Source organism: Pacificimonas sp. ICDLI1SI03, assembly GCF_054740865.1.
This window is the reverse complement of record NZ_JBSQAU010000001.1, coordinates 1,512,084-1,532,921: the sequence shown is the minus strand read 5'-3', so window position 1 is coordinate 1,532,921 and position 20,838 is coordinate 1,512,084. Positions and strand designations below refer to the sequence as shown.

Here is a 20,838-nt window from a genome sequence, read left to right as displayed (position 1 = left end):
GCATCAGCGGGCGTTAGCCGGTCCCCCGCTTGGCCGGGCGATCATCACTGCCGAGGACGTGAAGCGAAGGCGAGCGTTCGCCTCGTGAAGTCGGCCAGCTCGCGATCGTTAATCGCCTCGGTTTGGTAAGCCGGGTTCTCATCGTGGTGATAGCGGTTGCCGAAGTCGAGAAGCGCCCGTAGCTCGGCGGTGTCGTTTGGCCCCAGTATCTCGTCGGCCGTTCCGAGCCGTTGACGGCAAATATCTGCGAACTGACCGAGCTTACCGCCGGGCCTGAACTGCGCGGGGAAGGCGACGCGGACAAAGGTTTCGAGCATCGGGCGAAGCGACTCCGCGATCTTGCGCTCGACGGCCGGGTCCGCCGCTTGGAGATAGGCGAGCGCATCGGCGTGTCTCTTGTCGTGCAGCGTAATCATGTCGCCGGTGACGTCCCAGGCCACCAGCGTCGAGCCCTGCTGCGCGCGCACAACCTGGAGCGAGGCGCGCGGGAGCGCGCCGCACTTTTCCCAGACATTGAGGATGAACGGCTTCGAGTGCGAGAGGACGATGACCTGCCCCACGGCGCCCGCGAGACGGTGAATCTCTTGCACGGTGTGCAGGGTGCGGTGCTCATCAAGGCTGCTCATAGGATCGTCGATCACGACAATCTTCTGCGCGAGCGCCTGGTCACGTTCGAGCGTGGCGAAAAAGAAGGCGAGCGCCAAGGTGTTGCGGTCGCCAGCACTCAGCGCGGTCCGGAAACACGGTCCCTCGGCAGCGTTGAGCCCCACGGCGATATTGTTGATGAGCACATTGTAGTTGGCGGCCGATCCGCCGCGATTGTTCACGGGGGCGACGTTGCCCAAGCGAAAGCCGGCGTTGAAACGACGCAGATAGTCGTTCACCGCGTCTTGGTAGGCCGGGAAGACGTTCTGACGATATTGGTTCAGCGCCTCGCGGGCTTGGTCCCGCGCGGTCTCGGTCCGGCCCTTCTCATCGCGCTCGTCAACATAGGCGGTGCAGAGCGCGGCCATGTCCGGCTGATGTCGGGCCTCGACAGCGCGAAGCCGCGTCAGATCGGCGGCAAGCGCGGCGACGTTGGCCGCGCGCGCTTCTTCCTTGACGAGTGCCAGAGCCTCATTCGCCTGCACCAAGACCGCAGCAACCCGATCAAGGCCCACCCGCTGTTCCTCATAGGTCGCGACGGCGGCGCGCACGTCGTCGCCTAGCGCCAAGGGCTCCAGCGGGGCGGCCTGCTTGGCTTTCAAACGCTCCATGATGCCGTCGCGGGCGGCTTTCCAGGCGCGCGCAATTTCCGCGGTGTCGATCTGGATGGCGGGGACTTCCGTGAAAGCCTGCCAAAATTCGCGGCGCTCGATCGCTTCGCGCACGGTGCGCTCGAAGGCGGCCGGCACGTCGCCGGCATGGGTGGTCGTGAGGGCTTGGATCGCGTTGGCGATGTCGCGCTTCAAGTCGTTGTAGGCGTCACCGAAATAGGCGCGGTAGTGCCCGATCACGGAAGAGCCGGCGAGATCCTGGGCGCAGAACGGACAGATGGCCGGGCCTGCCGCCGCGGCATGGTCGGCGTGCGTCAGCCCTTCGCCAATCCAGCGCTCACCGCCACGGGCAAGCAGCGCGATATGGGCCTGCACCCGCTCGGCCGCCGCCTCTTCCAGACCCGGCAAATCTCGGCCGAGAAGCCCGTCCAAGGCGTCGAGGTCGAAGGCTGGCAGGGAGAGCGCTGGAAATATCGCTGCCGTCGCGACCACCTCCGACGACCGCGCTGCGGCCAGGCGCTTTTCTGCGTCGGCCAATTCCCGGTCGAGGTCGGGGATCGGTTGCAGCGCGCAGAATGCCTCGGCGTCGAGCCCGCCGCGCCGCGCGGCGGGAATCGCATCGGCCTTGGCGCGGAGATCACGGTTGTGCTGCTCGATCCGATCGACATGCGTTTGCACGGCGGCGTTCAGCGCGACACCCTGGCTCCCGACGATCAACTCATGCAGGTTCTGGCGATTGCCGGGAATAACCTCAATGCCCGAGCACACGTTCTGCGCAACGAACTCATCGTCGAAAACGGCGACATTGGGCTCGGTTCGGGACCAGGCGCCGTTTTCGAAGACGGCGGGCGCTCCGGCGGCCAAGCCGATCACCACATGCGGGGGATTGGCGGCGCCGAGACGATGCCGATCGCTGATCGGCGCGGCGGCCCCCGTTGCGAGGGAGCGCAGGATGGCGGTGAGCGTCGTCTTCCCGCGCCCATTCTCGCCATAGACAACCGTGAGCTTCGCGAACGGAATCTGAGCGCCAGCGTTCACCGAATCGAACTGGCCAATATTCCGCAGTAGTTGAATTGCCTGGACCACGCCGAATCCCCCCTTGGTCCGCCACTATACTATGGATGGCACAACCATAAGCTCTCCGTCGCGAGGGTCAGCGATGATTCAGGTCAAAACCACCGGCCTGCGAACCTTTGGCCTGCGCTGCCCGGCCGACATCGCCAGATTGCGGGTCCGGGCCACGATTCTCAGAATGGCGGCGCCATGATGGAATTGCCGGAACGCGGCGACAACGGCCGGATCGACGAATGTCGTCGTGGTTTGGCTGTCTGCCGGGACGGTGACGGTGCCGGGGGGCACTTCGTGCTGCCATCCCCGCGCGGCGCGAAAGCTCAGGACCAGTTGGCCGAATGTCGGATAGGCGTGGTCGATATGAGCCGCGTCGATGGTGATAAGCTCATCGGTCAGCTCGCAGGGAACGCGGCCGAGTTCGTCGCCGTAGGTCTTGAAGTGCCGGGCTTTGGCGGCTTTCAAATCTGCGGCCACCGCCGCCCGGCAGGCGTCATAGAACTCCTGGGCGTTTGATTTCGGGGCTCCCCGAACGGCCGCCAGATAGCTGAAATCCGTCTCACTCCCGTCAACGCGCCGCACCCAGAAACCGGGCGTCGAGTAGCCGTCGCCGGTGTTCCGGCGCCGGAAAAAGGAGTCCACCCCGTCGCCGATCTTCGAGGGGCCATCGACGATCACGGCATCATAGCGTTCGAGAAGGGCAATCAGGTCGTCATGGTCGGCACGGTCTTCGACCACGTCCTCATCGGAATAGCGGGCGAGCATATCCTTGAAATGAGCCAAGGCGGCGCTTTGGGTCTTCCATGCTCTGCCGTTCGACAGATCGATCGCCTTTGCCACTGCTACCCCGTATCCCCGTTCCGCCTGCCAAGCTGGCTATCGGCGAGGATGGTTCGACGCAAGGCGACACGCAACAAGGTCGGCCGCGCGCCCGCGCGCGGCCGATTTTTTTAGGGTGAGAGCAAGGCCGGGACCGCTCGCGCGGCCCCGGCCCGGTGCCGCTACTCGGCGGCGACGGCGTAGAACGCTTCGCCGTCCTCCGTTTCGGACGGCTGCTCCACGGCCTCGGTGTCGTCGACCTCGATGGTCGCGGGCTGCTCGGCCTCCGGCGTTGGCGTCCGCAGCACGGCAGGCAGCCAGCCGGTCCCGGCCAGAAGCTGCTCGGCGGCTTGCGCCATGTCCGGCTTCTTCATGTCCGCGATACGGCGGGCGGCATCCTCGGACACGCCTTCGGTCACGGCCTCGACGATGTGCGCCTTGGTAACGCGGCCAAGGTAGCTGTCCACGGTAGGCGTCCAGTCCTTCGCCACGTCCAGCGCCAGCGCGCTTGCCAGCCGGTCGGCGGTTTGTAGCGTCCGGGGCTTGCGGTCCCACGGCAGCCGCAGGGCGTTGACGGTGCGAGCCGCGCAATGCGCCAGCAACGCCAGCCGCTTCGCCTCGTCCAGTCCGACGATGAAGTCCCACAGGCCCGCGATGTCACGCGGCATCCGCTCGGCCCAAGCCTCGTGCTGCTCGCTCGACCGCGCCGCCAAGGGCGTATCCTCGATCCCGTCCGCGTGGCTCCCCAAGGGGGTCACGGTCGGACGGACCTCAAGGCAACCCGCCTCCGCATAGCTGTAGAACAGTTGCGCGGTGAGCGTGTGGGTCAGCGCGACCAACGCCGTGTCCGGCTGGTCGGCCAACGCCACGCGAAGCGCCAGCGTCCGATAGGCGGACAGGTCGCGGGTGAGGCTGTCGGAAATGGGCTTGCCCGGTTCCTCGTCCTCCTCCTCGATTTCCCGCACGTCCTCGTCGCCGTCCTCCGGCTGCTCGTCCTCCCCGGCCTGCGGTTCGGGCGCATCGCCTTTGGCTTCCGGTTCGGGCTGCGGGTCCGCCAGCGCCTCGTCCTCAAGACGGACGAAACCGCGCTCGACCCTGACACTGCCGTCATAGTGAAGCACCACGAACGCGCCGCCATACGCGACCACGTTGGCGTCGTAGGCATGGCGCTTCTCGGAAATGGCGTCGATCTCGTCGGACACCGCCTCCAGCTTCGTCGCCACGTCCTCGGGCATATCGTCATAGGACGAATAGCCTTCGGCAAGCTCGTCATGCTCGGTGGACAGCGCCTCCAGCCGCGCCTCGTCCTCGTCGGACAGCGGAACCGACTGCGGATAGAACCGGCGCATCCCGTGGGCGTGGGGATAGTCGATATGCGCCTCGGCCCATTTCCAGCCCTCGGCTTGCACCTGCTCGGCAACCTCCCGCAGCTTCTCGGTGGTTAGCGTATCGAGCAAGCCCGCATCCTCGAAGAACCCGCCCCGGTCCTCGCTGAACAGGTCGCGGATGATGCTGCCGCCCGCCTCCACATAGGCGTCGGCTCCGACGAACACCGCGCGCCGGTCGGTCGCCGGGACGTTGGCAGCGGTCATGTCGCGCCGGATGATCCACGGTTCGCGGTTGTGATGCAGACCCTCGAAAACCTGCTCCTGCCGAGCATGGTCCTCAGTGATGGCGAAGGCCATAAGCTGATCGAGCGTAAGGCCGTCCTCCCGATAGACCTGCAACAGCTTGGGGCTGACCGCGCCAAGGCGAAGCCGCTGCTTCACCACGGAAGCCGACACGCCGAACCGCGCGCCGATTTCCTCCGCGCCCCAGCCCTTGCCGTCCGCAAGCTCGCGGAACCGCTCGAACTGATCGGCGGGGTGCATCGGGGTCCGGGTCACGTTCTCGTCCAAACTGATCTCGGACGGGTCGTTCGCCGTATCGAGCCAGCAGCGCACGGGCTCCGATTTCTTGATCTGCTTGCGCTTGGCGCGCAGCAGCATCGCCAGCCTGCGGCCCTCGCCAGCGGTGACGAGATAATAGCCGGTCGGGGTTCCGTCCTCCTTGGTTTCCGGCTCCACGACAAGGTTCTGGATCAGCCCCTTGTGCTGGATCGAAGCGGCCAGCGCCTCGATAGCGGCCTCCCCATGCGGCACCTTGCGGGCATTGCGGGGGGACTTCTTGAGCTTAGCGAGAGGCACGGAAAGCTCGACGCCCGACACAGGCTCGGCGGCAACGGTTTCGGTAACAGCGTTCATCACACTTCTCCTTCAAACCGCACTCACCCCGGAATGGGGTGGGCGGCGAAGGAGCGGACCGGCAGGCCCGCCGGCGGAGCCGGGCAGCACCCGCAGGGCCGGAACGCAGAGGAGGTAAGCGCGGTACGCGCGTTGCGGCCCGGCGCGGCGGGCCTAGAGGGAAGCGTCGCCCACCCCACCGACGGGGAGAGCTACAAACAATGCGATCGGGCCGGCGCAGCCCTGGCCCGATCTCCGCAGCTCGAACGACCCCGCAATCCGCAGGGCGGATTGACCGACCGGCGCGCCAGCGCCGCTCCGCCATGCTGATCGTCACCCGGCAGGGACGAGACCCGTCAGGGGCTCGGTCGGAGCGAAGCGAAGATAGAGCGGCGGTCCCGTAGGGAGGCGCCAACCCTAACCTTGCAATTTCCCACTTCATCGACTAACATGCAGTCAATGACTTATGGAGGTGCGTAATGGCGGTCATGACGATCCGAAACATCGACGACGCGATCAAAAATCGCCTGCGCCTGCGCGCGGCGATGCACGGCCGGTCGATGGAAGATGAGGCCCGTGACATCCTGCGTTCGGCGCTCTCGACCGAAATCCCGCGGCCTCGCAATCTGGGCCAGGCGATCCATGAACGCTTTGGCGCGCTGGGCGGCGTCGATCTGCCTGACCGGCCCCGCGAGCCGATCCGGGCGGTGGACTTCGGCGAATGATCGTTCTCGACACCAACGTCATTTCCGAGTTGATGCGGCGCGAGCCTGACCCGAGGGTCATGGCGTGGATCGCCGAGCAGCCGATGGCAGGCGTGTTCACGACGACGCTGACGCAGGCGGAAATCTTCTACGGTCTGGCGCTGCTTCCCGAGGGACGCCGCCGCGATGACCTGCTGGCAGCGGCGCGCCCCATGTTCGATGTCGATCTTGCCGGACGCGTGCTGCCGTTCGATACCGACGCGGCCGGCGCCTATCCAGAGATCGCCGCCGGGCGGAAACAGGGCGGCAAGCCGATCAGCCAGATTGATGCGCAAATCGCCGCCATCGTGCGCTCGCGCGGCGCACGATTGGCGACTCGCAATGTCCGCGATTTCACCGACTGCGGCATCACCGTTGTCGATCCTTGGGGGGAAGCATGACGTCCGCCGCAGCACGCCCTTATCTGCGCTACGACGCGACAGAAACTTTGTGCAAGGCGCGGGTGCGAGGCAGCCTGTTGGAATGGCCCTTCCTCGCAAGCTCCGCCGCCGCACGCCTCGTCGCTGGGCCGAGTGCCCGGATGACCTACACGACTACACAAGTCAGCTTGCACCCCGCCGCGCTTCGCGTCGGTTGCGCGAAGATGATGGGCCGGTCGTCGTCACCGATGACTGGCCGGAGCAAGTTCCGATCGGCGACGCCGAGTTGCGCGCGATTGAAGGCCACATGCGGCAAGCGCTGGACAAGCTGTTCGGACCGCTGCCGTGAAGTGAGGAGTGAAGCGTCATGACCAGCGCCGCCCTGCGACGAGATGAGGATGGGGCACCGGTTGTGGCGACCGCCCGCGCGGCGCTCTACCTGCGCGTTTCGACCGGCCGCCAAGCCGATAGCGATCTGTCGATCCCGGACCAGCGCCGCCAGATCGAGGGCTATTGCCTGTCTCGCGGCTGGGAGGTCACGGCCGAGTTCGTCGAGCCGGGCAACACGGCGACCGACGATCGTCGCCCCGCTTTCCAGGCGATGATCGACGCGGCGATGCAAAAGCCGTCGCCGTTCAACATCATCCTCGTCCACAGCTTCTCGCGGTTCTTCCGCGACCAGTTCCAGTTCGAGTTCTACGTTCGCAAGCTGGCAAAGAACGGGGTGAAGCTCATCTCGATCACGCAAGACCTGGGCGACGATCCCATGAGCGTGATGATGCGCCAGATCATGACGCTGTTCGACGAGTATCAGTCGAAGGAGAACGGCAAGCACACGTTGCGGGCGATGAAGGAGAACGCGCGGCAAGGCTTCTGGAACGGCGCGCGTGCGCCGATCGGCTATCGCGTGGTCGCGGCCGGAGAGCGCGGAGCGAAGATCAAGAAGAAGCTGGAGATCGACCCAATCCAGGCCGAGACGGTGCGGCGCATCTATCGCATGGCATTGAACGGCGTCGATAACAAAGGGCCGATGGGTCTCAAGTCGATCGCCACATGGCTCAATGAAAACAACATCCGCACCCGCGACGGCGGGCGCTGGGGCTTGGGTGCGGTGCATCAGGTGCTCACCCGGACGACCTATATCGGCCAGCACCGCTTCAATACCCGCGATCACAAGACGAAGACGCCGAAGCCGGAGAGCGAACATGCCGTCATGGAAGTGCCGGCGATTGTCTCGGAAGCGGAGTTCGAGGCTGTCCAGCGGTCGCTCAAGGCGCGCAGCCCGAAGATGATGCCGCCGATGGCGGTGGGCGGCCCGACGCTGCTCACCGGCATCTGCTTCTGCGCGTGCTGCGGCGGCGCGATGACGCTGCGCACCGGCACCAGCAGCGTCGGGCGGGAATACCGCTACTACACCTGTTCGACGAAGGCGCGGCAGGGAGCGACCGGCTGTCCCGGCATCACCGTGCCGATGGATCGGCTCAATGAGGCCGTGGTCGATCATCTCGAAGCCCGGTTGCTCGACCCGGCGCGGCTCGAAGCTCTGATGGATCAGATCCTCGAACGGCGCGACGAGTGGGTGAACCAGCGCCGCGAGCATGTCGCCGATCTTGAACGGCGCGCGACCGAGGCCGAAGCGAAGCTCAAGCGCCTCTATGACGCGATCGAGAATGGCGTGATCGACGTGAACGACCCGTCGCTCAAGGATCGCATCACCGAGCTGACCGCGACGCGCGACCAGGCTAAGGGCGATTCCGAACGCGCCTTGGCGCATATCGTAAAGATCGGCCCAGCGATCACGCCGGAAACCCTCCGGGCGTTTGCGGCGGCCCTGCGCAAGAAGCTGCGGAACGGCGATGGGACGTTCGCCCGCGATCAGATTCGCGCGGTCGCGCAGCGGGTTGAAGTGGTGAGCCGAAAGGAGGTCCGCATCCGTGGGCTGCGGAGCGAACTGCTCCGAACGCTAACCGCCGCCTCTGGCGTAGAGGCGGCGGTGCTAGGCGTTCGTGCCTTTGAACCGAAATGGCGCGCCCGACAGGATTCGAACCTGTGGCCCCCAGATTAGGAATCTGGTGCTCTATCCGACTGAGCTACGGGCGCCCGGGAGATCTCCTCACCTAGGTTCGGGGGTGGCGTCAAGCGTCTGATCGCCTCTTGACCGGGAACAGCAGCGGCATTGCGGGGACGCCTTCTTCATAAAGCGCCCTTGCTTCCTTGCGGTCTGTCTCGCCATAAATTGGCCGCGCCGCCTGCTCGCCATAATACATTGCACGTGCTTCCTCGGCAAATTTGCCGCCGACATAGTCACTCTTCGCGACGGCTTCTGCCTGCGCTTTCGCCATCGCCGTCAGCGCTTTCTTTGCCTTCTCCGCGTCGAAGGACGGCTGGTCTGCGCTAGGGGGAGGGAGGGGCTGCTCGCTATCGTGGCGCTGTCTCACATTACCTGATCCTGACCCCGGGCCAGTGGACGGAGACTCTTCGGCATGCGCGCCAGCCGCGGCCATCCCGCCAATAGCAAGGCGGCTGGGCAGTCGCTCTACCTCTGGGCTGTCGCAGAGCGGGCATGCGATCAGACCGCGCTCCCTTTGGCTTTCATAATCGCTCGAACTGCCGAACCATGCTTCGAAAACATGCTGGGCACCGCATTTCAGGTCATAGACGATCATATGGGCTCAATATGGACGCGATTATCGCGGGAGGGAAGACGGCGACGAATTTCGTCGATCTGGCCGAGGTCGATGTCGCAAATAGCCGTCCCCGGTTCCTCTCCCATGTCCAGCAATATCTTGCCCCAAGGATCGACGACCAGGCTGTGGCCATAGGTGGCGCGGCCATCCTCGTGCTCTCCGGTCTGTGCGGCGGCGACGACAAATGCGGTATTTTCGATCGCGCGGGCGCGGGCCAATATATGCCAATGCGCGGTGCCCGATGGTCTCGTGAAGGCGGCGGGGATGGCGATCAGGTCCACGCCGGCTTCTGACAAGGCGTCGTAAAGACGCGGGAAACGGATGTCGTAACAGATCGACAGGCCCAGTCTGCCTGCGGGTGTTTGCGCGACCACGGCATCCGTACCGGGTCGATAGGCGCTCGATTCCTGCCATTTGTCCCCCCCGCCCAGATCGACGTCGAACAGATGGATCTTGTCATAGCGCGAAACGATTTCGCCGCGCGGATCGATCAGGAAACTGCGATTGGACAGGCGTTCGTGCGGCGGCGTACGGATGGCCAAAGAACCCAGGGTGATCCACACGCCATGCTGTCGCGCGGCATCCTGCATCGCTGCCAGAACGATATCGTCATCTTCCGTCCGGATGACCTGTTCCGCGCGCGCGCGGTTACGGTCCAGAAGCCCCGACATTTCGGGGGTGAAGACAATCTCCGCTCCCTCTGCAGCCAATTTTGCCACCCCGTCTTTCAACATCTCGGCATTGGCGAGCGGATCTATGCCGCTGTTGGTCTGGACTAACCCCAATCTCGTCATGCTTACTCCGCCAGCAAGGCGTCGAGTTCGCCTGCGCGTTCCAGCGCGGCCAGGTCGTCGCTGCCGCCGATGTGACGATCGCCGATGAAAATCTGCGGCACGGTCGAGGCACCCGACGAACGCGCCAGCATTTCCTGGCGCTTTTCCCCGCCCATGGAAATGTCGATTTCGTTGAATTCAACGCCCTTGTCGGTCAGCAGCGCCTTGGCGCGGCTGCAATAGGGGCACAGGAATTTCGTATAGACGTCGATGGCGGGCACGGGTGAGATTTCCTCCTACTCCAATATTCATGCGGACAGGGCGCGGGCAAAGACTAGCACGTCCACGCGCTCGGCGCCTGCCCTTTTCAGGGTGCGCGATGCGGCCTCGACCGTGGCGCCTGTCGTCATCACGTCGTCGATCAGAATGACATGCTGACCCTTCGCCAACGAACGATGCATCGCAAAAGCTCCCTGTGCTGCGCGAAAGCGGCCCGCACGGCTAAGTCCTGCGGTAGAGGAGGTGGGCCTGGTCCGTTTCAGCGTGTCGATCCCCAGAGGAAATCCACAGCGCTTGGCGAGCGCCCGTGCGATCAGACCCGCCTGATTATATCCGCGCTTGGCCAGGCGCTTTCGGTCCAGGGGAATGGGCACGATCAGGTCGGCCTCGGGGGGCAGGTGGCGCGCCATCATTTCCGCCATCAGGCGTGCCAGATGGGTCCGGCCGCCATGTTTGAATCCCAGCAGTACCGGAATGGCGTTGCCGTCATAGCGAAGCGCCGCACGTGCGGTGTCATATGGGCGGGACGAGCCTGCGCAGTTGCCACAGATAATTCCGCCAGTTTCCCCGCTGGTCGAGAAGCTGCCGGTCTCGAACGGCAATCCGCATGTCATGCACATCGGATCAGTTATAAAGCTAAGATCGGTCCAGCATTCGGCGCAGAAGCGATCGGGCTGATCGACGATATCCCGGCAACCGGGGCAGCGCGGCGGCAGCACCAGGTCAAGGGCCGCGGCACCAAACCGGGTGGTGAGCGTGGCAAGGTTCATTCGTTCGACTGCTGCCCCCTATACCCTACCAAGAAGGTTCGGCTTGCCTATATGCCAGCGGAATGAACGCTGAAACCAGCCAAAAGATCGAACCCTTCGACCGTCGTGCGCGCCGGCAATTGCGCGCCCGTGCCGCGCGCGAATTCGCCGACTTCTCATTCTTGAAGAAGCATTTGGCGGAGGATCTTGCGGAACGGGCGGATGATTTCGGCCAACGCTGGGGCAGGGTTCTCGATCTGGGCGCGCATGATGGCTGTGCAACCGCAGCGATCCCTGCCGACCTGATTTTGCGCGCGGAAAGCGCCCTCGCTTATGGACCGCACGTCGTTTGCGACGAGGATCGTCTGCCCTTTGCGGACGGCAGTTTCGACCTTGTCATGTCGGCGGGCAGCCTGGCGAGCGTCAATGATCTGCCCGGTGCCCTGGTGCAGGTGCGGCGTGCCCTGCGAAAAGATGGCGTCTTTCTGGCGTCTTTCGTCGGCGGCGCATCACTTGGCGACATCCGCCACGCGCTGATCGAAATGGAGGTACAGCAATCGGAAGGGGCGAGTCCCAGGGTTCACCCGATGGTGGACGCGCGCGAGGCGCCGGCTCTGCTGCAGCGGGCGGGTTTTGCGGACCCCGTGGTCGATGTTTCCGACCTCGTCATTCATTACCGAGAGCCGCTTGGCATGCTTCGCGACCTTCGCGGCATGGGGGAGCAGAATGTCCTGCAAAGCCGCGCGCGGAAACCGCTGACGCGCCGCGCGACCGCCGCGATGATTGCTGCGGTGGAAGGGCTGCGTGGAACGGACGGACGTATCGCCGCGCGGTTGGAAATCATAACCATGACTGGCCGAGGCGTCTGAACGCAGCGGGCAGGTACGGGGGACGTGTTAAGCGCCGCAGCTTTCCCGCATCTTGCGAACCCCCTCCGCGACGTCGGCATATCGCGGGCACGGGCACAGCACCCTGTCGTCGTCGAAATCCTCCTGCAAGGGTGCCCTCAGTTCGGCGAACCCAACCCTCAGCTGCTTTTCCTCGACGTCGTTGACAAGGCGCTGCAGCATGGCGATGCCGCTGGCGTCGATCTCGTTGACGCCGCGCATGTCGATCAGCAGACATTCGGCGTCCGGATGACGCGACAGCAGCGCCAGCAATTGATCTTCGCAATGCCCGACATTGCCGAAATAGAGAGAGCGGTCGATGCGAATGACCAGCACCGGCATACTGTTCACCTCAACCCCTTCACGATCGACAGAACGGAAGTGCACCGTATCTCCCCCCGTTTCGCCCAATCGCGTGACGCGTGGCAGGCTTGAAAACCAAAGAAATGCGATGATTCCGGCGGCAGCTCCCGTGGCAAGACCCCATTGGACGCCCAGGCACAGAGTGGCCATAATCGTCAGGGCGATCACTCCTCCCTCAGTTCTTGAATGACGCCAAATGGCCAGCATCTCTTTGGGCTTGATCAGACCGAATACCGCGCTGATGACCAGTGCGGCCAGTGCGGCCTTCGGCAGATAGGCGAGCGGCGCGGCAAAGAAGAGGGCGACAAGGAGAACGATGGCAGCGCCGATTGCCGAGGCGAGTGGCGAGCGCCCGCCGCTGTCATGAAGCAATGCGGAGCGGCTGAAGCTGACCCCCGGCGCGTATCCCCCGGTTACAGCAGATGCGATTCCCGCTGCGCCAAGCGCGATCGCCTCCTGGCTGGTATTCAGCGATTTCCTCTGTCTTCCGGCAAGGGACTTCGAAATTGCCGTACCGGTCACGAAGATTACAATGGCAATGATCGCGGCAGAGGGCAGCATCGCGCTCCATGCCGCAACGTCGAAGGGTGGAAAGCCCGCCTTGGGCAGGCCGGATGGCGGCTGCGGAACCGTCTCGACGTCAAGGGAAAACCAGCTCACAAGTGCCGCGCTGACGACCAGCATCAGCAGTGGCGTCGATTTTAGCAGGGCGCCGCGTATCGGCGGGCGAACGCCCAGCTTCCAAAGCGCGGCGCCGCCGAATTTTTCGCTGAACAGAAGCAGCAGCAGGCCGCCGGCTCCGACCGCGAATGTCATCGCGCTGGCCTCTCCGATTGCCATGTGGATGTTTTGCACCATGGTAAGCGCATCGCCGCCACGTTCCGCGTCTATGCCGAGAAGCGGCGGAATCTGGCTCAGCGCGATCAGGACGGCGGCCGCTGCCGTAAAGCCCAGAAGGGCAGGGTCGCTTATGAAGTTCACGAGGCGCCCAAGGCGCAGTATGCCCAATGGAAGCAGAAGTAATCCGACCTCTACCGCGATGATCGACGCGGCGATGCCAGCCGGCATCTCAGCTCCGGCAATGGCGTCGGCAACCAGCAGGGACGGCAAGGCGACGGGCCCCACGCTGGTGCAACTGCTCGTTCCCAGACAGGCATAGACGATGGGCGGCAGGATCGCCGTGTAAAGGCCGATTTCCGGCGGCAGTCCCGCCAGCGTTGCGTAGGCCATCGCCTGCGGCACCAGAAGAACCGACAGGATCAACCCGGCGACCAGATCGGCCATCAGGTCGCTTGTCGAATATTCGCGCAGCCAGCGAACTGGGGGAAGAAAGGTTTCCGCAACCATTTCATATACTCATAGCCACGAACAGAAGGAGTCAATGTTCGATTCACGCTTTTTGCAGTCTTTGATCGCGATAGGGCTTGCGTTCGCGATGACAGCCTATGAAAAGCGCTGCTAACTCACCTTCCGGGGGATTTTTCGAGCATGCGTAACGGTCTACTTCTTCTGGCCCTCACGGGCGTTCTTGCGGCCTGTGCCACCCCTGAACCACCCCCACCGCCACCGCCGCCCCCGCCGCCCCCGCCGCGCGCGGACCTTGCCGCGCCGGACACCTATTATTTCAATTATGTGCTGCCGTCCCGCGATGCGTCCGGCCAGTTTCACACTCCCAATATCAATCTGTCGGAGCAGGAGGCGCTGTTTCACTTCCGTGCCGCAATGAACGTCGCGGCCCTGTCCTGCCGGGTGATTCCGGGCATGGACGTGACGGCGGAATATAATGCCTTCATCAAGAAATATGTTCGCACGCTTGCGAAGGCTAACCGCACGGTTGAACAATATTATATCGCCGAAGTAGAAGGCGGGCGTGCGGCACGCGACGCCCATCTGACGGCTCTTTACAATCATTTCGCGCGGCCGGGGACCTTGTCTGAGTTTTGCCCGGTCGCCGTGAAGGATGTGCGGGCTGCGCTCGATTTGCCGGATACGACTGCGGCAATCACTGAATACAGCCAGACGGCAACAGCGGCGCTGGAAAAGATCTTCCAGAACCATTTTGCCGAGATCGAGAAGTATCAGGTGACGTATCGCCAGGCCATGCGCGACAATGGCCAGACGCCGCCGCCATTGCCAACGGCCGCTCTTGATGAGCAGGTGGGCGCGCCGGGTGAAGCCATTTCGCCCGACGTTGCCGCCGCTGCCGCCACGGCGATCGAGGAAGCCGAAAAGGGCACGGACGAGATCGCACCTGTGGAAACGGACGCGCCGCAACAATAATCCAGAATCGCAACATGAGAGGCGGGATGCTCCCGCCTCTCATGTTCAGGATTCAGGAATGTTGACGATCAGCGAGGTTGCACCGCCAAGCTCGCCCTGCGCAATTTGCTGATAGCAGGACACGGCGTCGGCTAGTCCCTCGACCTCCCGAATGTCGATCATCGGTGCTGCGAATGCGGCGAAATCTTCCCACGCCTCGTCAATTCTTTTCCGCACTTCGCCGGCGCTGCTGCGTTCTATCTCAGTTTGCATCGCATCAGGAGCGAAGAAGAATTTCGGCTCCGGTGGAGGAGTTTGTCCGGTTTTGCGGCCCTCTTCCCAATGGGTCAGGCCGACTGCCATCGAATAGCCCAGATGCGGGCCAAAGCGCTGATGCACGTGGCCGCGAAGCGTCCGGTCCCCGGCGATGTCGATATAGGCGGTCGGGACATCGGCAGCGATCTGGCCCAAATCCTCATAGGCCAGGACCTCGTCATATAAGCCGAGGCGGATAGCGAAATCCCTATGGTTGGCCGAGGTCATGCCGATGATACTGGGAACCTCGCCTTCGCGCCGCTTGTAGTTCCATGCGGTTGCCATCGCCGTCTTGGACGATGCTGAGGAGATGATCACCTGCTGCGCGCCATAATCGGCGGCAATCTGCATCTGCTGCGCGATCAGCCAACCCGTCGTGAACAGCGGACGGAACAGCGCTGCCATATTTTCGCGTGCGGCATCCGGTTTTTCTTCGACATGATCATAACGGTTATAGATCGGCGACAATTCCTGCCGGTGCGGCGCCATGTCGGAAAAGCCCCGAGGCGACACGTCGCCCACATCAATCAGCAGCATTTCCGCCATGGGCCAATAGCCGTAGACCCGCTCGCCGGGTTTGATACTGCTCGCTTCTGAGCCAATGCATTCGGCGAACCCCCACACTGGAAGGCTGCCATAGCCGTCCGGCGCAGGAAAGAAGCGCCAATAATTCAGCGCGTCACCTGCGGCGGCATAGGTGATATTGTTGGCCGTCAGTGCCACACGCTCAATACGAAACAGCGCCTGTCCTTCCGCAAGCGAAGGCTGGCTGCCGCCATCGCTCATCTGGGCGCGAGCAATATCGCCTCGTTCCACGAGCAGGCGGCGGCCAAAGACGCGTTCCCCTGCTTCATTATCTTCCGGGACTGACATGCTCGTTCTCCTCGTTGCTCCGCCTCAGTGTCGCAGGACCTTCGTCAGATTCCCATCTTCCGCTTCCTCATCTTGCCATAGCGGTCTTTTCGGGTCCCCGGCTTCCCCTCGGTCGCGCGGCCCGTGGGCCTCGCCACCTGCAAATCGGCTGGCAGACCTAATTCGTCGGCTTCCAGCGTACGAATCTCGTCGCGGATGCGTCCCGCCTCTTCGAATTCCAGATCGGCGGCCGCCGCGCGCATCTTCTGCTCCAGCTCGGTGATATAGGCCTTCAAATTGTGGCCCGGTCCCGGCGCGGCATCCTTGCGCTCGCCTGGTAGCCCGCGATCCTTGCCGCTGCGATCCGATCCGGCGTCCGCCATGGCGACGATATCGCCGACCGCCTTCGAAATGGTACGCGGCGTGATGCCATGTTCTTCATTATAGGCGATCTGCTTGGTGCGTCGGCGGTCGGTTTCCATCAGGGCACGTTCGATGCTGCCGGTGATGCTGTCAGCGTAAAGAATGACACGACCATCGACGTTGCGCGCGGCCCGGCCAATCGTTTGGATCAGACTGGTTTCCGAACGCAGGAACCCTTCCTTGTCCGCATCCAGAATGGCGACCAGACCTGTTTCCGGAATATCGAGCCCCTCTCGCAACAGGTTGATGCCGACCAGCACGTCATAAACCCCCAACCGCAGGTCGCGGATCAGTTCGATACGCTCCAGCGTCTCTACATCGGAATGCATGTACCGCACCTTGATCCCCGCCTCGTGCAGGAATTCCGTCAAATCTTCGGACATGCGTTTGGTCAGTGTCGTGACGAGGCTGCGATAGCCCTTCGCAGTCGTCGCGCGCAGCTCGCCGATCAGGTCGTCCACCTGGCTTTCGACTGGCCGGATTTCCACCGGCGGATCGATCAGGCCGGTGGGACGGATCACCTGTTCGGTAAACACGCCGCCGGTCTGCTGCAGCTCCCATTTCCCAGGCGTCGCCGATACAAAGGTCGTCTGCGGCCGCATCGCGTCCCATTCCTCGAACTTCAGGGGGCGATTGTCGATGCACGACGGCAGGCGGAAACCATATTCGGCCAGGGTCAGCTTGCGGCGGAAATCGCCCTTCTGCATCGCCCCGATCTGCGGCACGGTCTGGTGGCTCTCGTCGATGAACAGCAGCGCGTTTTCCGGCAGATATTCGAACAAAGTCGGCGGTGGTTCGCCGGGCAGCCGACCGGTCAGGAAGCGGGAATAATTCTCGATACCGGCGCAGGATCCGGTAGCGGCGATCATTTCCAGATCGAAATGCGTGCGCTGTTCCAGACGCTGCGCCTCCAGCAGCTTTCCTTCTGCTTCGAATTCCTTCAGTCGTTCCGCCAGCTCATGTTTAATGGCGACTGTAGCCTGCTTCATCGTCGGGCCGGGGGTCACATAGTGCGAATTGGCGTAGACCTTGATGCTGTCCATCTTCGGTCCGCGTTCTCCGGTCAGCGGATCGAATTCGGCGATCTCCTCGATCTCGTCGCCAAAAAAGCTGATCCGCCACGCCATGTCTTCCAGGTGGGAGGGATAGAGTTCCAGCGTGTCGCCGCGCACACGGAATGATCCGCGCACGAAATTGGTATCGTTGCGCTTATACTGCAGGGCAACCAGCTTGCGCATGATCTCGCGCAGGTCGACGCTTTCTCCTTTCTTCAGCTTGAAGGTCATCGCCGAATAGGTCTCGACGGAGCCGATGCCATAGATGCACGATACGGAGGCGACGATGATGACGTCGTCGCGCTCCAGCAGCGACCGTGTGGCCGAATGGCGCATTCGGTCGATCGCCTCGTTTATCGACGATTCCTTCTCGATATAGGTGTCCGAACGCGGAACATAGGCTTCAGGCTGGTAATAGTCGTAATAGCTGACGAAATATTCGACGGCATTGTTCGGAAAGAAGGTCTTGAACTCACCGTACAGTTGCGCCGCCAGGATCTTGTTGTGCGCCAACACCAGCGTCGGCCGCTGCAGATTCTGAATGATATTGGCCATCGTATAGGTCTTGCCAGACCCGGTGACACCCAGCAGTACCTGCGATTGTTCCTGTTGCCGTAGCCCCTCGACCAGTTCCGCAATTGCCGTCGGCTGATCGCCGGACGGCTCATAGTCGCTGATCAGCTCAAAGGGCTGCCCCCCTTCAGACTTTTCCCCGCGTTCCGGCCTGTGCGGCTGAAATGCGGGCATGTCGCTGGGATCGGTGACGGAGGTGCGGATCGCAATATCGGACATGGGGTTGAGATAGGAGGCCGCTATCGCAAGCGCCAGCCGTCAGGAGCTCGCGGCGAAAGGCTTCATGTCGTGGATGTCGGCGCCGCCGGCATCGGCCACGCGCGCGCGGCCCATGGACCAGTTGGGCTGCATGCGTACCTGGGGATTCGGCGCACACCAGATCTCGCCAGTGGCATCAATCGCCGTGACCCATAGCAAATTATGTTCGGCGCCATAATCGATGACGCCGAAGGCCAGGCCATCGCCGCGCCCGATGACGTGGAGGGGAAGGGGAGGTTCCAAACGTGTGAAGGACATGGGAAAGTTCCTGTCGGAGCCCGCAAATGGGCTTCCTGCACTGTAACTGACAGACCCCGCTATTTGTGCCTTGATCCATGACTACCTGACCCGATTTTTTATTGGGGGTGGCCGTCCCCTCGCCATCGCTTTAACATGGATCCTCGAAGAAATCAGAGGGGGTTCTCATGAAAAAGCGCACGACGATGCTCATGGCTGTCCTGCTGGCGGCACCTGCCGCGGCGATGGAGCCCGGTATGTGGACGACCACCGGAAAAACGGTGGACATCGACATCGCGCTGCCGCCAGGCGTTCCTGCCAGCATGCGTGACATGATAAAGTCGCAGATGACGGGGCAAAGCTATTCCCAGGATCAGTGCATCACGCAGGCCGATCTCGATGAGGCGCCGGAAAAGATGTTCCAGGAGTCCGAGGGGAAGTGCGAATATGAACGCTTCGATATGTCGGGCGGAAAGCTGGATGCTGTTGCTGTCTGCAAGATGCAGGGCCAGACCATGCAAATGGTAATGACCGGCACCCATTCGGATAATGATTATCAGACCCGGATGACGATGACAGGGCAGGGCCAGATGGGCAATATGACGATTATCACTGAGGGATCGGGCACCCGCACCGGCGATTGCTGACCGGTCGGGGGGGCGCCGACCCGCTCAGCCGATCGGTTTCTCGTAAATCCGGTATATTTTCGACAGCGGGCTTTCCAGCGCGTCGGCAATGGCGGTCATTCCCTTATTATCCTCCAGCACCCAGCCGAATTCGCCGACAGTGGCCGAATAATTCTTTACGGAATCGCGCCGGATCAGCTCGATCATCAGGAATGCCATGAATGTGGCCAGCCTGCCCGACTGGTGCGTTTGTCGAACGCCCATCAGGGGGACGCGCATACGTTGCACCTGGGGCCGCCGCAGCCGCCACAGCAGCTTTGCCCAACCGAAGGGGAACAGCTTTCCGTGTAGATCGGCGGTCAGTTCATTAATATCGGGCAGGGTCATCATGAACGCGACGGGTTCACCATCCACTTCCGCGATGCGGATCAGATCCTCATAGACGATGGGCTTCAGCTTCTTGCCGACATAGGCGATCTCCGCCTCGGTCAGCGGCGTGAATCCCCAATTATCCGCCCAGGCGTCGTTCAGAATATCGAGGATCAGTGCCGCTTCCTCATCGAAGCGCGCTTTGTCGACTTTTCGGACATTCAGGCGCGCATTTTTCTCCGCCATGGCCACCATGCGATCGGGCGTTTCGGGAAAGCCCGCCGCTATGGGCAGTTCGTAGGTATATAGATCTTTCGCCTTTTCATGGCCCGCCGCCTCGACCAGGCGTTCATAATAGGCATGGTGATGGCCCATCATGATGGTCGGCGGGATATGGTGTCCCTTCACCAACAGCCCCGGTTCGTCCCAGATGCTCAGGCTGAACGGACCTAACATCCGGGTCATGCCCTCGGACCTCAGCCAGTCCGTCGCGACCTGCAGCAGGGCATCTGCGACCGCCTGATCGTCGATACATTCGAACATGCCCCATTGGCCCGTGCCCGGTCCCATATTTTCCAAGACCAGCTCGTCGATCTGCGCGGAAATGCGACCGACCATTTTCCTTCCGCGATAGGCCAGCCAGAACGCGGCGCGCGCGTGCAGAAACCAAGGATTGGTTTTCGCACCGCCGATAAGGCCGTGGACATCCGCCTTCAGCGGCGGTCGCCAGGCCGGATCATCATGGTAAAGGCCGTAGGGGAAATCGACGAAGGCGTTTCGGTCGGCGCGGGTGACGACCCTACGAAGAACGATTGGTTGATTATCGGGAGTGATCGCTGACGCTCGCTGATGCTGAAGGAAAGGAACGGCGCTCCTATTATGCCGCCTGCTGCCGTTCCAGTTCTTCCTTCACTTTCGCACGACGCTGCGGCGTCTTGAAGGTGCCGCCGGACTTTGCAGCGACCCATGGATAAAGCTTTGCCGCCTCCTCATCATAACCGAGATTGAACACTGACGGGCTTTTTTGCGGGCGCTGCGCGCGCTCGTAAAAGGTGCCGAACAGCCGATCCCAGGTGAAATCGGTGATACCGAAATTGCCGGTTTCGTCGTGGAAGTGATGCGCCATGTGGCGCGCTTTCATCTTTTTCAGGAATTCATACTTCGGCTTGTACGCCAGATGCTGGATACAATGCACGAACTCGTAAAAGCAGGTCGTCAGCAGTCCTGCGGCCATCGCGACCGCCATGCCGCCGACGCCACCGATCAGATACCCGATTGGCAGCATCGCCGCCGCGATCGCAGGCAGGGTCGTGTAAAGCGCGCCGAAAAGGACCTCCAAATGGTTGGGGTCCTGATGGTGGTCGAAATGGATACGCTTCCACGTCCGCGCCGTCAGCCGCGATTTGAACATCCACTGGCCATGCAGGACGAAGCGGTGGAGAACGTACCAGACGAGCGGATAGAAGACGACGGCCACGCCTGTCGCTGCAAGAATTTCCAGCGTCGTTGGGGGGTAGGCAATCGCCACGCCGATCGAAATCGCCGCCAGGATCAGGTAGCCCTGAATGGCGTAATATTGGAAATATGCCTTCACCAGGCCGCGAAAGTCCATCTTGTCGAGATGATGGGATTTTTCCCACATTCC

The 20,838-nt window shown here is 62.6% G+C and carries 19 protein-coding genes and 1 tRNA gene; 6 read left to right on the top strand and 14 right to left on the bottom strand.

Annotated elements, in window-relative coordinates:
• Nucleotides 1-44: 44 nt before the first annotated feature.
• From ACSMXM_RS07440 to ACSMXM_RS07430, 3 genes are all read right to left on the bottom strand, one after another.
• Nucleotides 45-2,342, bottom strand: a complete 2,298-nt coding sequence (locus ACSMXM_RS07440) for an AAA family ATPase (protein ID WP_088712611.1) — start codon at nucleotides 2,340-2,342, stop codon at nucleotides 45-47.
• 78 nt (nucleotides 2,343-2,420) lie between these two features.
• Entirely contained in the window at nucleotides 2,421-3,164 is a 744-nt protein-coding gene (locus tag ACSMXM_RS07435) for a DCL family protein (RefSeq protein ID WP_088712610.1), read from the bottom strand.
• 161 nt (nucleotides 3,165-3,325) lie between these two features.
• Nucleotides 3,326-5,386 carry a ParB/RepB/Spo0J family partition protein gene (locus tag ACSMXM_RS07430; RefSeq protein WP_088712609.1) on the bottom strand — a complete coding sequence of 687 codons (2,061 nt, stop codon included), beginning with the start codon at nucleotides 5,384-5,386 and terminating at the stop codon, nucleotides 3,326-3,328.
• A gap of 458 nt (nucleotides 5,387-5,844) precedes the next feature.
• Between ACSMXM_RS07430 and ACSMXM_RS07425 the strand changes: the two genes are divergently transcribed.
• From ACSMXM_RS07425 to ACSMXM_RS07415, 3 genes are all read left to right on the top strand, one after another.
• Complete coding sequence (locus ACSMXM_RS07425; RefSeq protein WP_088712608.1) at nucleotides 5,845-6,090, top strand: FitA-like ribbon-helix-helix domain-containing protein; 246 nt, start codon at nucleotides 5,845-5,847, stop codon at nucleotides 6,088-6,090.
• Entirely contained in the window at nucleotides 6,087-6,509 is a 423-nt protein-coding gene (locus ACSMXM_RS07420; protein WP_088712607.1) for a type II toxin-antitoxin system VapC family toxin, read from the top strand. The genes ACSMXM_RS07425 and ACSMXM_RS07420 overlap by 4 nt, the downstream gene beginning before the upstream one ends.
• Before the next feature lie 346 nt (nucleotides 6,510-6,855).
• Nucleotides 6,856-8,553 (top strand): recombinase family protein, encoded by a 1,698-nt coding sequence (locus ACSMXM_RS07415; protein ID WP_460316372.1) that lies wholly within the window; start codon nucleotides 6,856-6,858, stop codon nucleotides 8,551-8,553.
• On the opposite strand, the gene ACSMXM_RS07410 is transcribed toward ACSMXM_RS07415, so the two are convergent.
• From ACSMXM_RS07410 to ACSMXM_RS07390, 5 genes are all read right to left on the bottom strand, one after another.
• Nucleotides 8,512-8,588 (bottom strand) — tRNA-Arg (locus ACSMXM_RS07410). The two genes, ACSMXM_RS07415 and ACSMXM_RS07410, sit on opposite strands and share 42 nt — an antisense overlap.
• 35 nt (nucleotides 8,589-8,623) lie before the next feature.
• Nucleotides 8,624-9,154 carry a DUF1178 family protein gene (locus ACSMXM_RS07405; protein WP_460315266.1) on the bottom strand — a complete coding sequence of 177 codons (531 nt, stop codon included), beginning with the start codon at nucleotides 9,152-9,154 and terminating at the stop codon, nucleotides 8,624-8,626.
• Entirely contained in the window at nucleotides 9,151-9,969 is an 819-nt protein-coding gene (locus ACSMXM_RS07400) for a carbon-nitrogen hydrolase family protein (protein WP_460315265.1), read from the bottom strand. The genes ACSMXM_RS07405 and ACSMXM_RS07400 overlap by 4 nt, the downstream gene beginning before the upstream one ends.
• A gap of 2 nt (nucleotides 9,970-9,971) precedes the next feature.
• Complete coding sequence (grxC, locus tag ACSMXM_RS07395) at nucleotides 9,972-10,229, bottom strand: glutaredoxin 3 (RefSeq protein ID WP_460315264.1); 258 nt, start codon at nucleotides 10,227-10,229, stop codon at nucleotides 9,972-9,974.
• Nucleotides 10,230-10,256: 27 nt separating this feature from the next.
• Entirely contained in the window at nucleotides 10,257-10,997 is a 741-nt protein-coding gene (locus tag ACSMXM_RS07390) for a double zinc ribbon domain-containing protein (RefSeq protein WP_460315263.1), read from the bottom strand.
• 62 nt (nucleotides 10,998-11,059) lie between these two features.
• On the opposite strand from ACSMXM_RS07390, the gene ACSMXM_RS07385 reads away from it, so the two are divergent.
• Nucleotides 11,060-11,845, top strand: a complete 786-nt coding sequence (locus ACSMXM_RS07385) for a class I SAM-dependent methyltransferase (protein ID WP_460315262.1) — start codon at nucleotides 11,060-11,062, stop codon at nucleotides 11,843-11,845.
• Nucleotides 11,846-11,872: 27 nt separating this feature from the next.
• Here the strand turns inward: ACSMXM_RS07385 and ACSMXM_RS07380 are convergent, their stop codons facing one another.
• Nucleotides 11,873-13,573: a SulP family inorganic anion transporter gene (locus ACSMXM_RS07380; RefSeq protein ID WP_460315260.1), complete on the bottom strand. Its 1,701-nt coding sequence runs from the start codon at nucleotides 13,571-13,573 to the stop codon at nucleotides 11,873-11,875.
• A 141-nt stretch (nucleotides 13,574-13,714) separates the two neighbouring features.
• Between ACSMXM_RS07380 and ACSMXM_RS07375 the strand changes: the two genes are divergently transcribed.
• Nucleotides 13,715-14,506 (top strand): hypothetical protein, encoded by a 792-nt coding sequence (locus tag ACSMXM_RS07375; RefSeq protein ID WP_460315259.1) that lies wholly within the window; start codon nucleotides 13,715-13,717, stop codon nucleotides 14,504-14,506.
• A 45-nt stretch (nucleotides 14,507-14,551) separates the two neighbouring features.
• On the opposite strand, the gene ACSMXM_RS07370 is transcribed toward ACSMXM_RS07375, so the two are convergent.
• From ACSMXM_RS07370 to ACSMXM_RS07360, 3 genes are read right to left on the bottom strand one after another with little or no spacing between them, the layout of a single operon-like run.
• A complete protein-coding gene (locus ACSMXM_RS07370) occupies nucleotides 14,552-15,673 on the bottom strand; it encodes a DUF2855 family protein (RefSeq protein ID WP_460315258.1) in 1,122 nt (373 codons plus the stop codon).
• A gap of 44 nt (nucleotides 15,674-15,717) precedes the next feature.
• Nucleotides 15,718-17,922, bottom strand: a complete 2,205-nt coding sequence (uvrB, locus tag ACSMXM_RS07365) for an excinuclease ABC subunit UvrB (protein ID WP_460315257.1) — start codon at nucleotides 17,920-17,922, stop codon at nucleotides 15,718-15,720.
• Between the two features lie 39 nt (nucleotides 17,923-17,961).
• Nucleotides 17,962-18,219 carry a hypothetical protein gene (locus tag ACSMXM_RS07360; protein WP_460315256.1) on the bottom strand — a complete coding sequence of 86 codons (258 nt, stop codon included), beginning with the start codon at nucleotides 18,217-18,219 and terminating at the stop codon, nucleotides 17,962-17,964.
• Between the two features lie 167 nt (nucleotides 18,220-18,386).
• Here ACSMXM_RS07360 and ACSMXM_RS07355 point away from each other — a divergent pair, with 167 nt between their 5' ends.
• The gene (locus ACSMXM_RS07355; protein ID WP_460315255.1) at nucleotides 18,387-18,845 is read left to right on the top strand and encodes a DUF3617 domain-containing protein; all 459 of its coding nucleotides are present in this window, start codon (nucleotides 18,387-18,389) and stop codon (nucleotides 18,843-18,845) included.
• Between the two features lie 24 nt (nucleotides 18,846-18,869).
• Here ACSMXM_RS07355 and ACSMXM_RS07350 read toward each other — a convergent pair whose 3' ends face one another.
• On the bottom strand, nucleotides 18,870-19,811 hold the full coding sequence (locus ACSMXM_RS07350) for an N-acetyltransferase (protein WP_460315254.1): 942 nt from the start codon (nucleotides 19,809-19,811) through the stop codon (nucleotides 18,870-18,872).
• A gap of 259 nt (nucleotides 19,812-20,070) precedes the next feature.
• Nucleotides 20,071-20,835 carry a sterol desaturase family protein gene (locus ACSMXM_RS07345; RefSeq protein WP_460316371.1) on the bottom strand — a complete coding sequence of 255 codons (765 nt, stop codon included), beginning with the start codon at nucleotides 20,833-20,835 and terminating at the stop codon, nucleotides 20,071-20,073.
• Between the last annotated feature and the right edge of the window lie 3 nt (nucleotides 20,836-20,838).

Bases quoted from the DNA above. Each gene is read 5' to 3' on its own strand.
- ACSMXM_RS07430 (WP_088712609.1), bottom strand. From the start codon at position 5,386: ATGAACGCTGTTACCGAAACCGTTGCCGCCGAGCCTGTGTCGGGCGTC.
- ACSMXM_RS07425 (WP_088712608.1), top strand. From the start codon at position 5,845: ATGGCGGTCATGACGATCCGAAACATCGACGACGCGATCAAAAATCGC.
- ACSMXM_RS07420 (WP_088712607.1), top strand. From the start codon at position 6,087: ATGATCGTTCTCGACACCAACGTCATTTCCGAGTTGATGCGGCGCGAG.
- ACSMXM_RS07415 (WP_460316372.1), top strand. From the start codon at position 6,856: ATGACCAGCGCCGCCCTGCGACGAGATGAGGATGGGGCACCGGTTGTG.
- ACSMXM_RS07405 (WP_460315266.1), bottom strand. From the start codon at position 9,154: ATGATCGTCTATGACCTGAAATGCGGTGCCCAGCATGTTTTCGAAGCA.
- ACSMXM_RS07400 (WP_460315265.1), bottom strand. From the start codon at position 9,969: ATGACGAGATTGGGGTTAGTCCAGACCAACAGCGGCATAGATCCGCTC.
- ACSMXM_RS07390 (WP_460315263.1), bottom strand. From the start codon at position 10,997: ATGAACCTTGCCACGCTCACCACCCGGTTTGGTGCCGCGGCCCTTGAC.
- ACSMXM_RS07385 (WP_460315262.1), top strand. From the start codon at position 11,060: ATGAACGCTGAAACCAGCCAAAAGATCGAACCCTTCGACCGTCGTGCG.
- ACSMXM_RS07380 (WP_460315260.1), bottom strand. From the start codon at position 13,573: ATGGTTGCGGAAACCTTTCTTCCCCCAGTTCGCTGGCTGCGCGAATAT.
- ACSMXM_RS07375 (WP_460315259.1), top strand. From the start codon at position 13,715: ATGCGTAACGGTCTACTTCTTCTGGCCCTCACGGGCGTTCTTGCGGCC.
- ACSMXM_RS07370 (WP_460315258.1), bottom strand. From the start codon at position 15,673: ATGTCAGTCCCGGAAGATAATGAAGCAGGGGAACGCGTCTTTGGCCGC.
- uvrB (WP_460315257.1), bottom strand. From the start codon at position 17,922: ATGTCCGATATTGCGATCCGCACCTCCGTCACCGATCCCAGCGACATG.
- ACSMXM_RS07360 (WP_460315256.1), bottom strand. From the start codon at position 18,219: ATGTCCTTCACACGTTTGGAACCTCCCCTTCCCCTCCACGTCATCGGG.
- ACSMXM_RS07355 (WP_460315255.1), top strand. From the start codon at position 18,387: ATGAAAAAGCGCACGACGATGCTCATGGCTGTCCTGCTGGCGGCACCT.
- ACSMXM_RS07350 (WP_460315254.1), bottom strand. From the start codon at position 19,811: ATGGTCGGTCGCATTTCCGCGCAGATCGACGAGCTGGTCTTGGAAAAT.
- ACSMXM_RS07345 (WP_460316371.1), bottom strand. From the start codon at position 20,835: ATGTGGGAAAAATCCCATCATCTCGACAAGATGGACTTTCGCGGCCTG.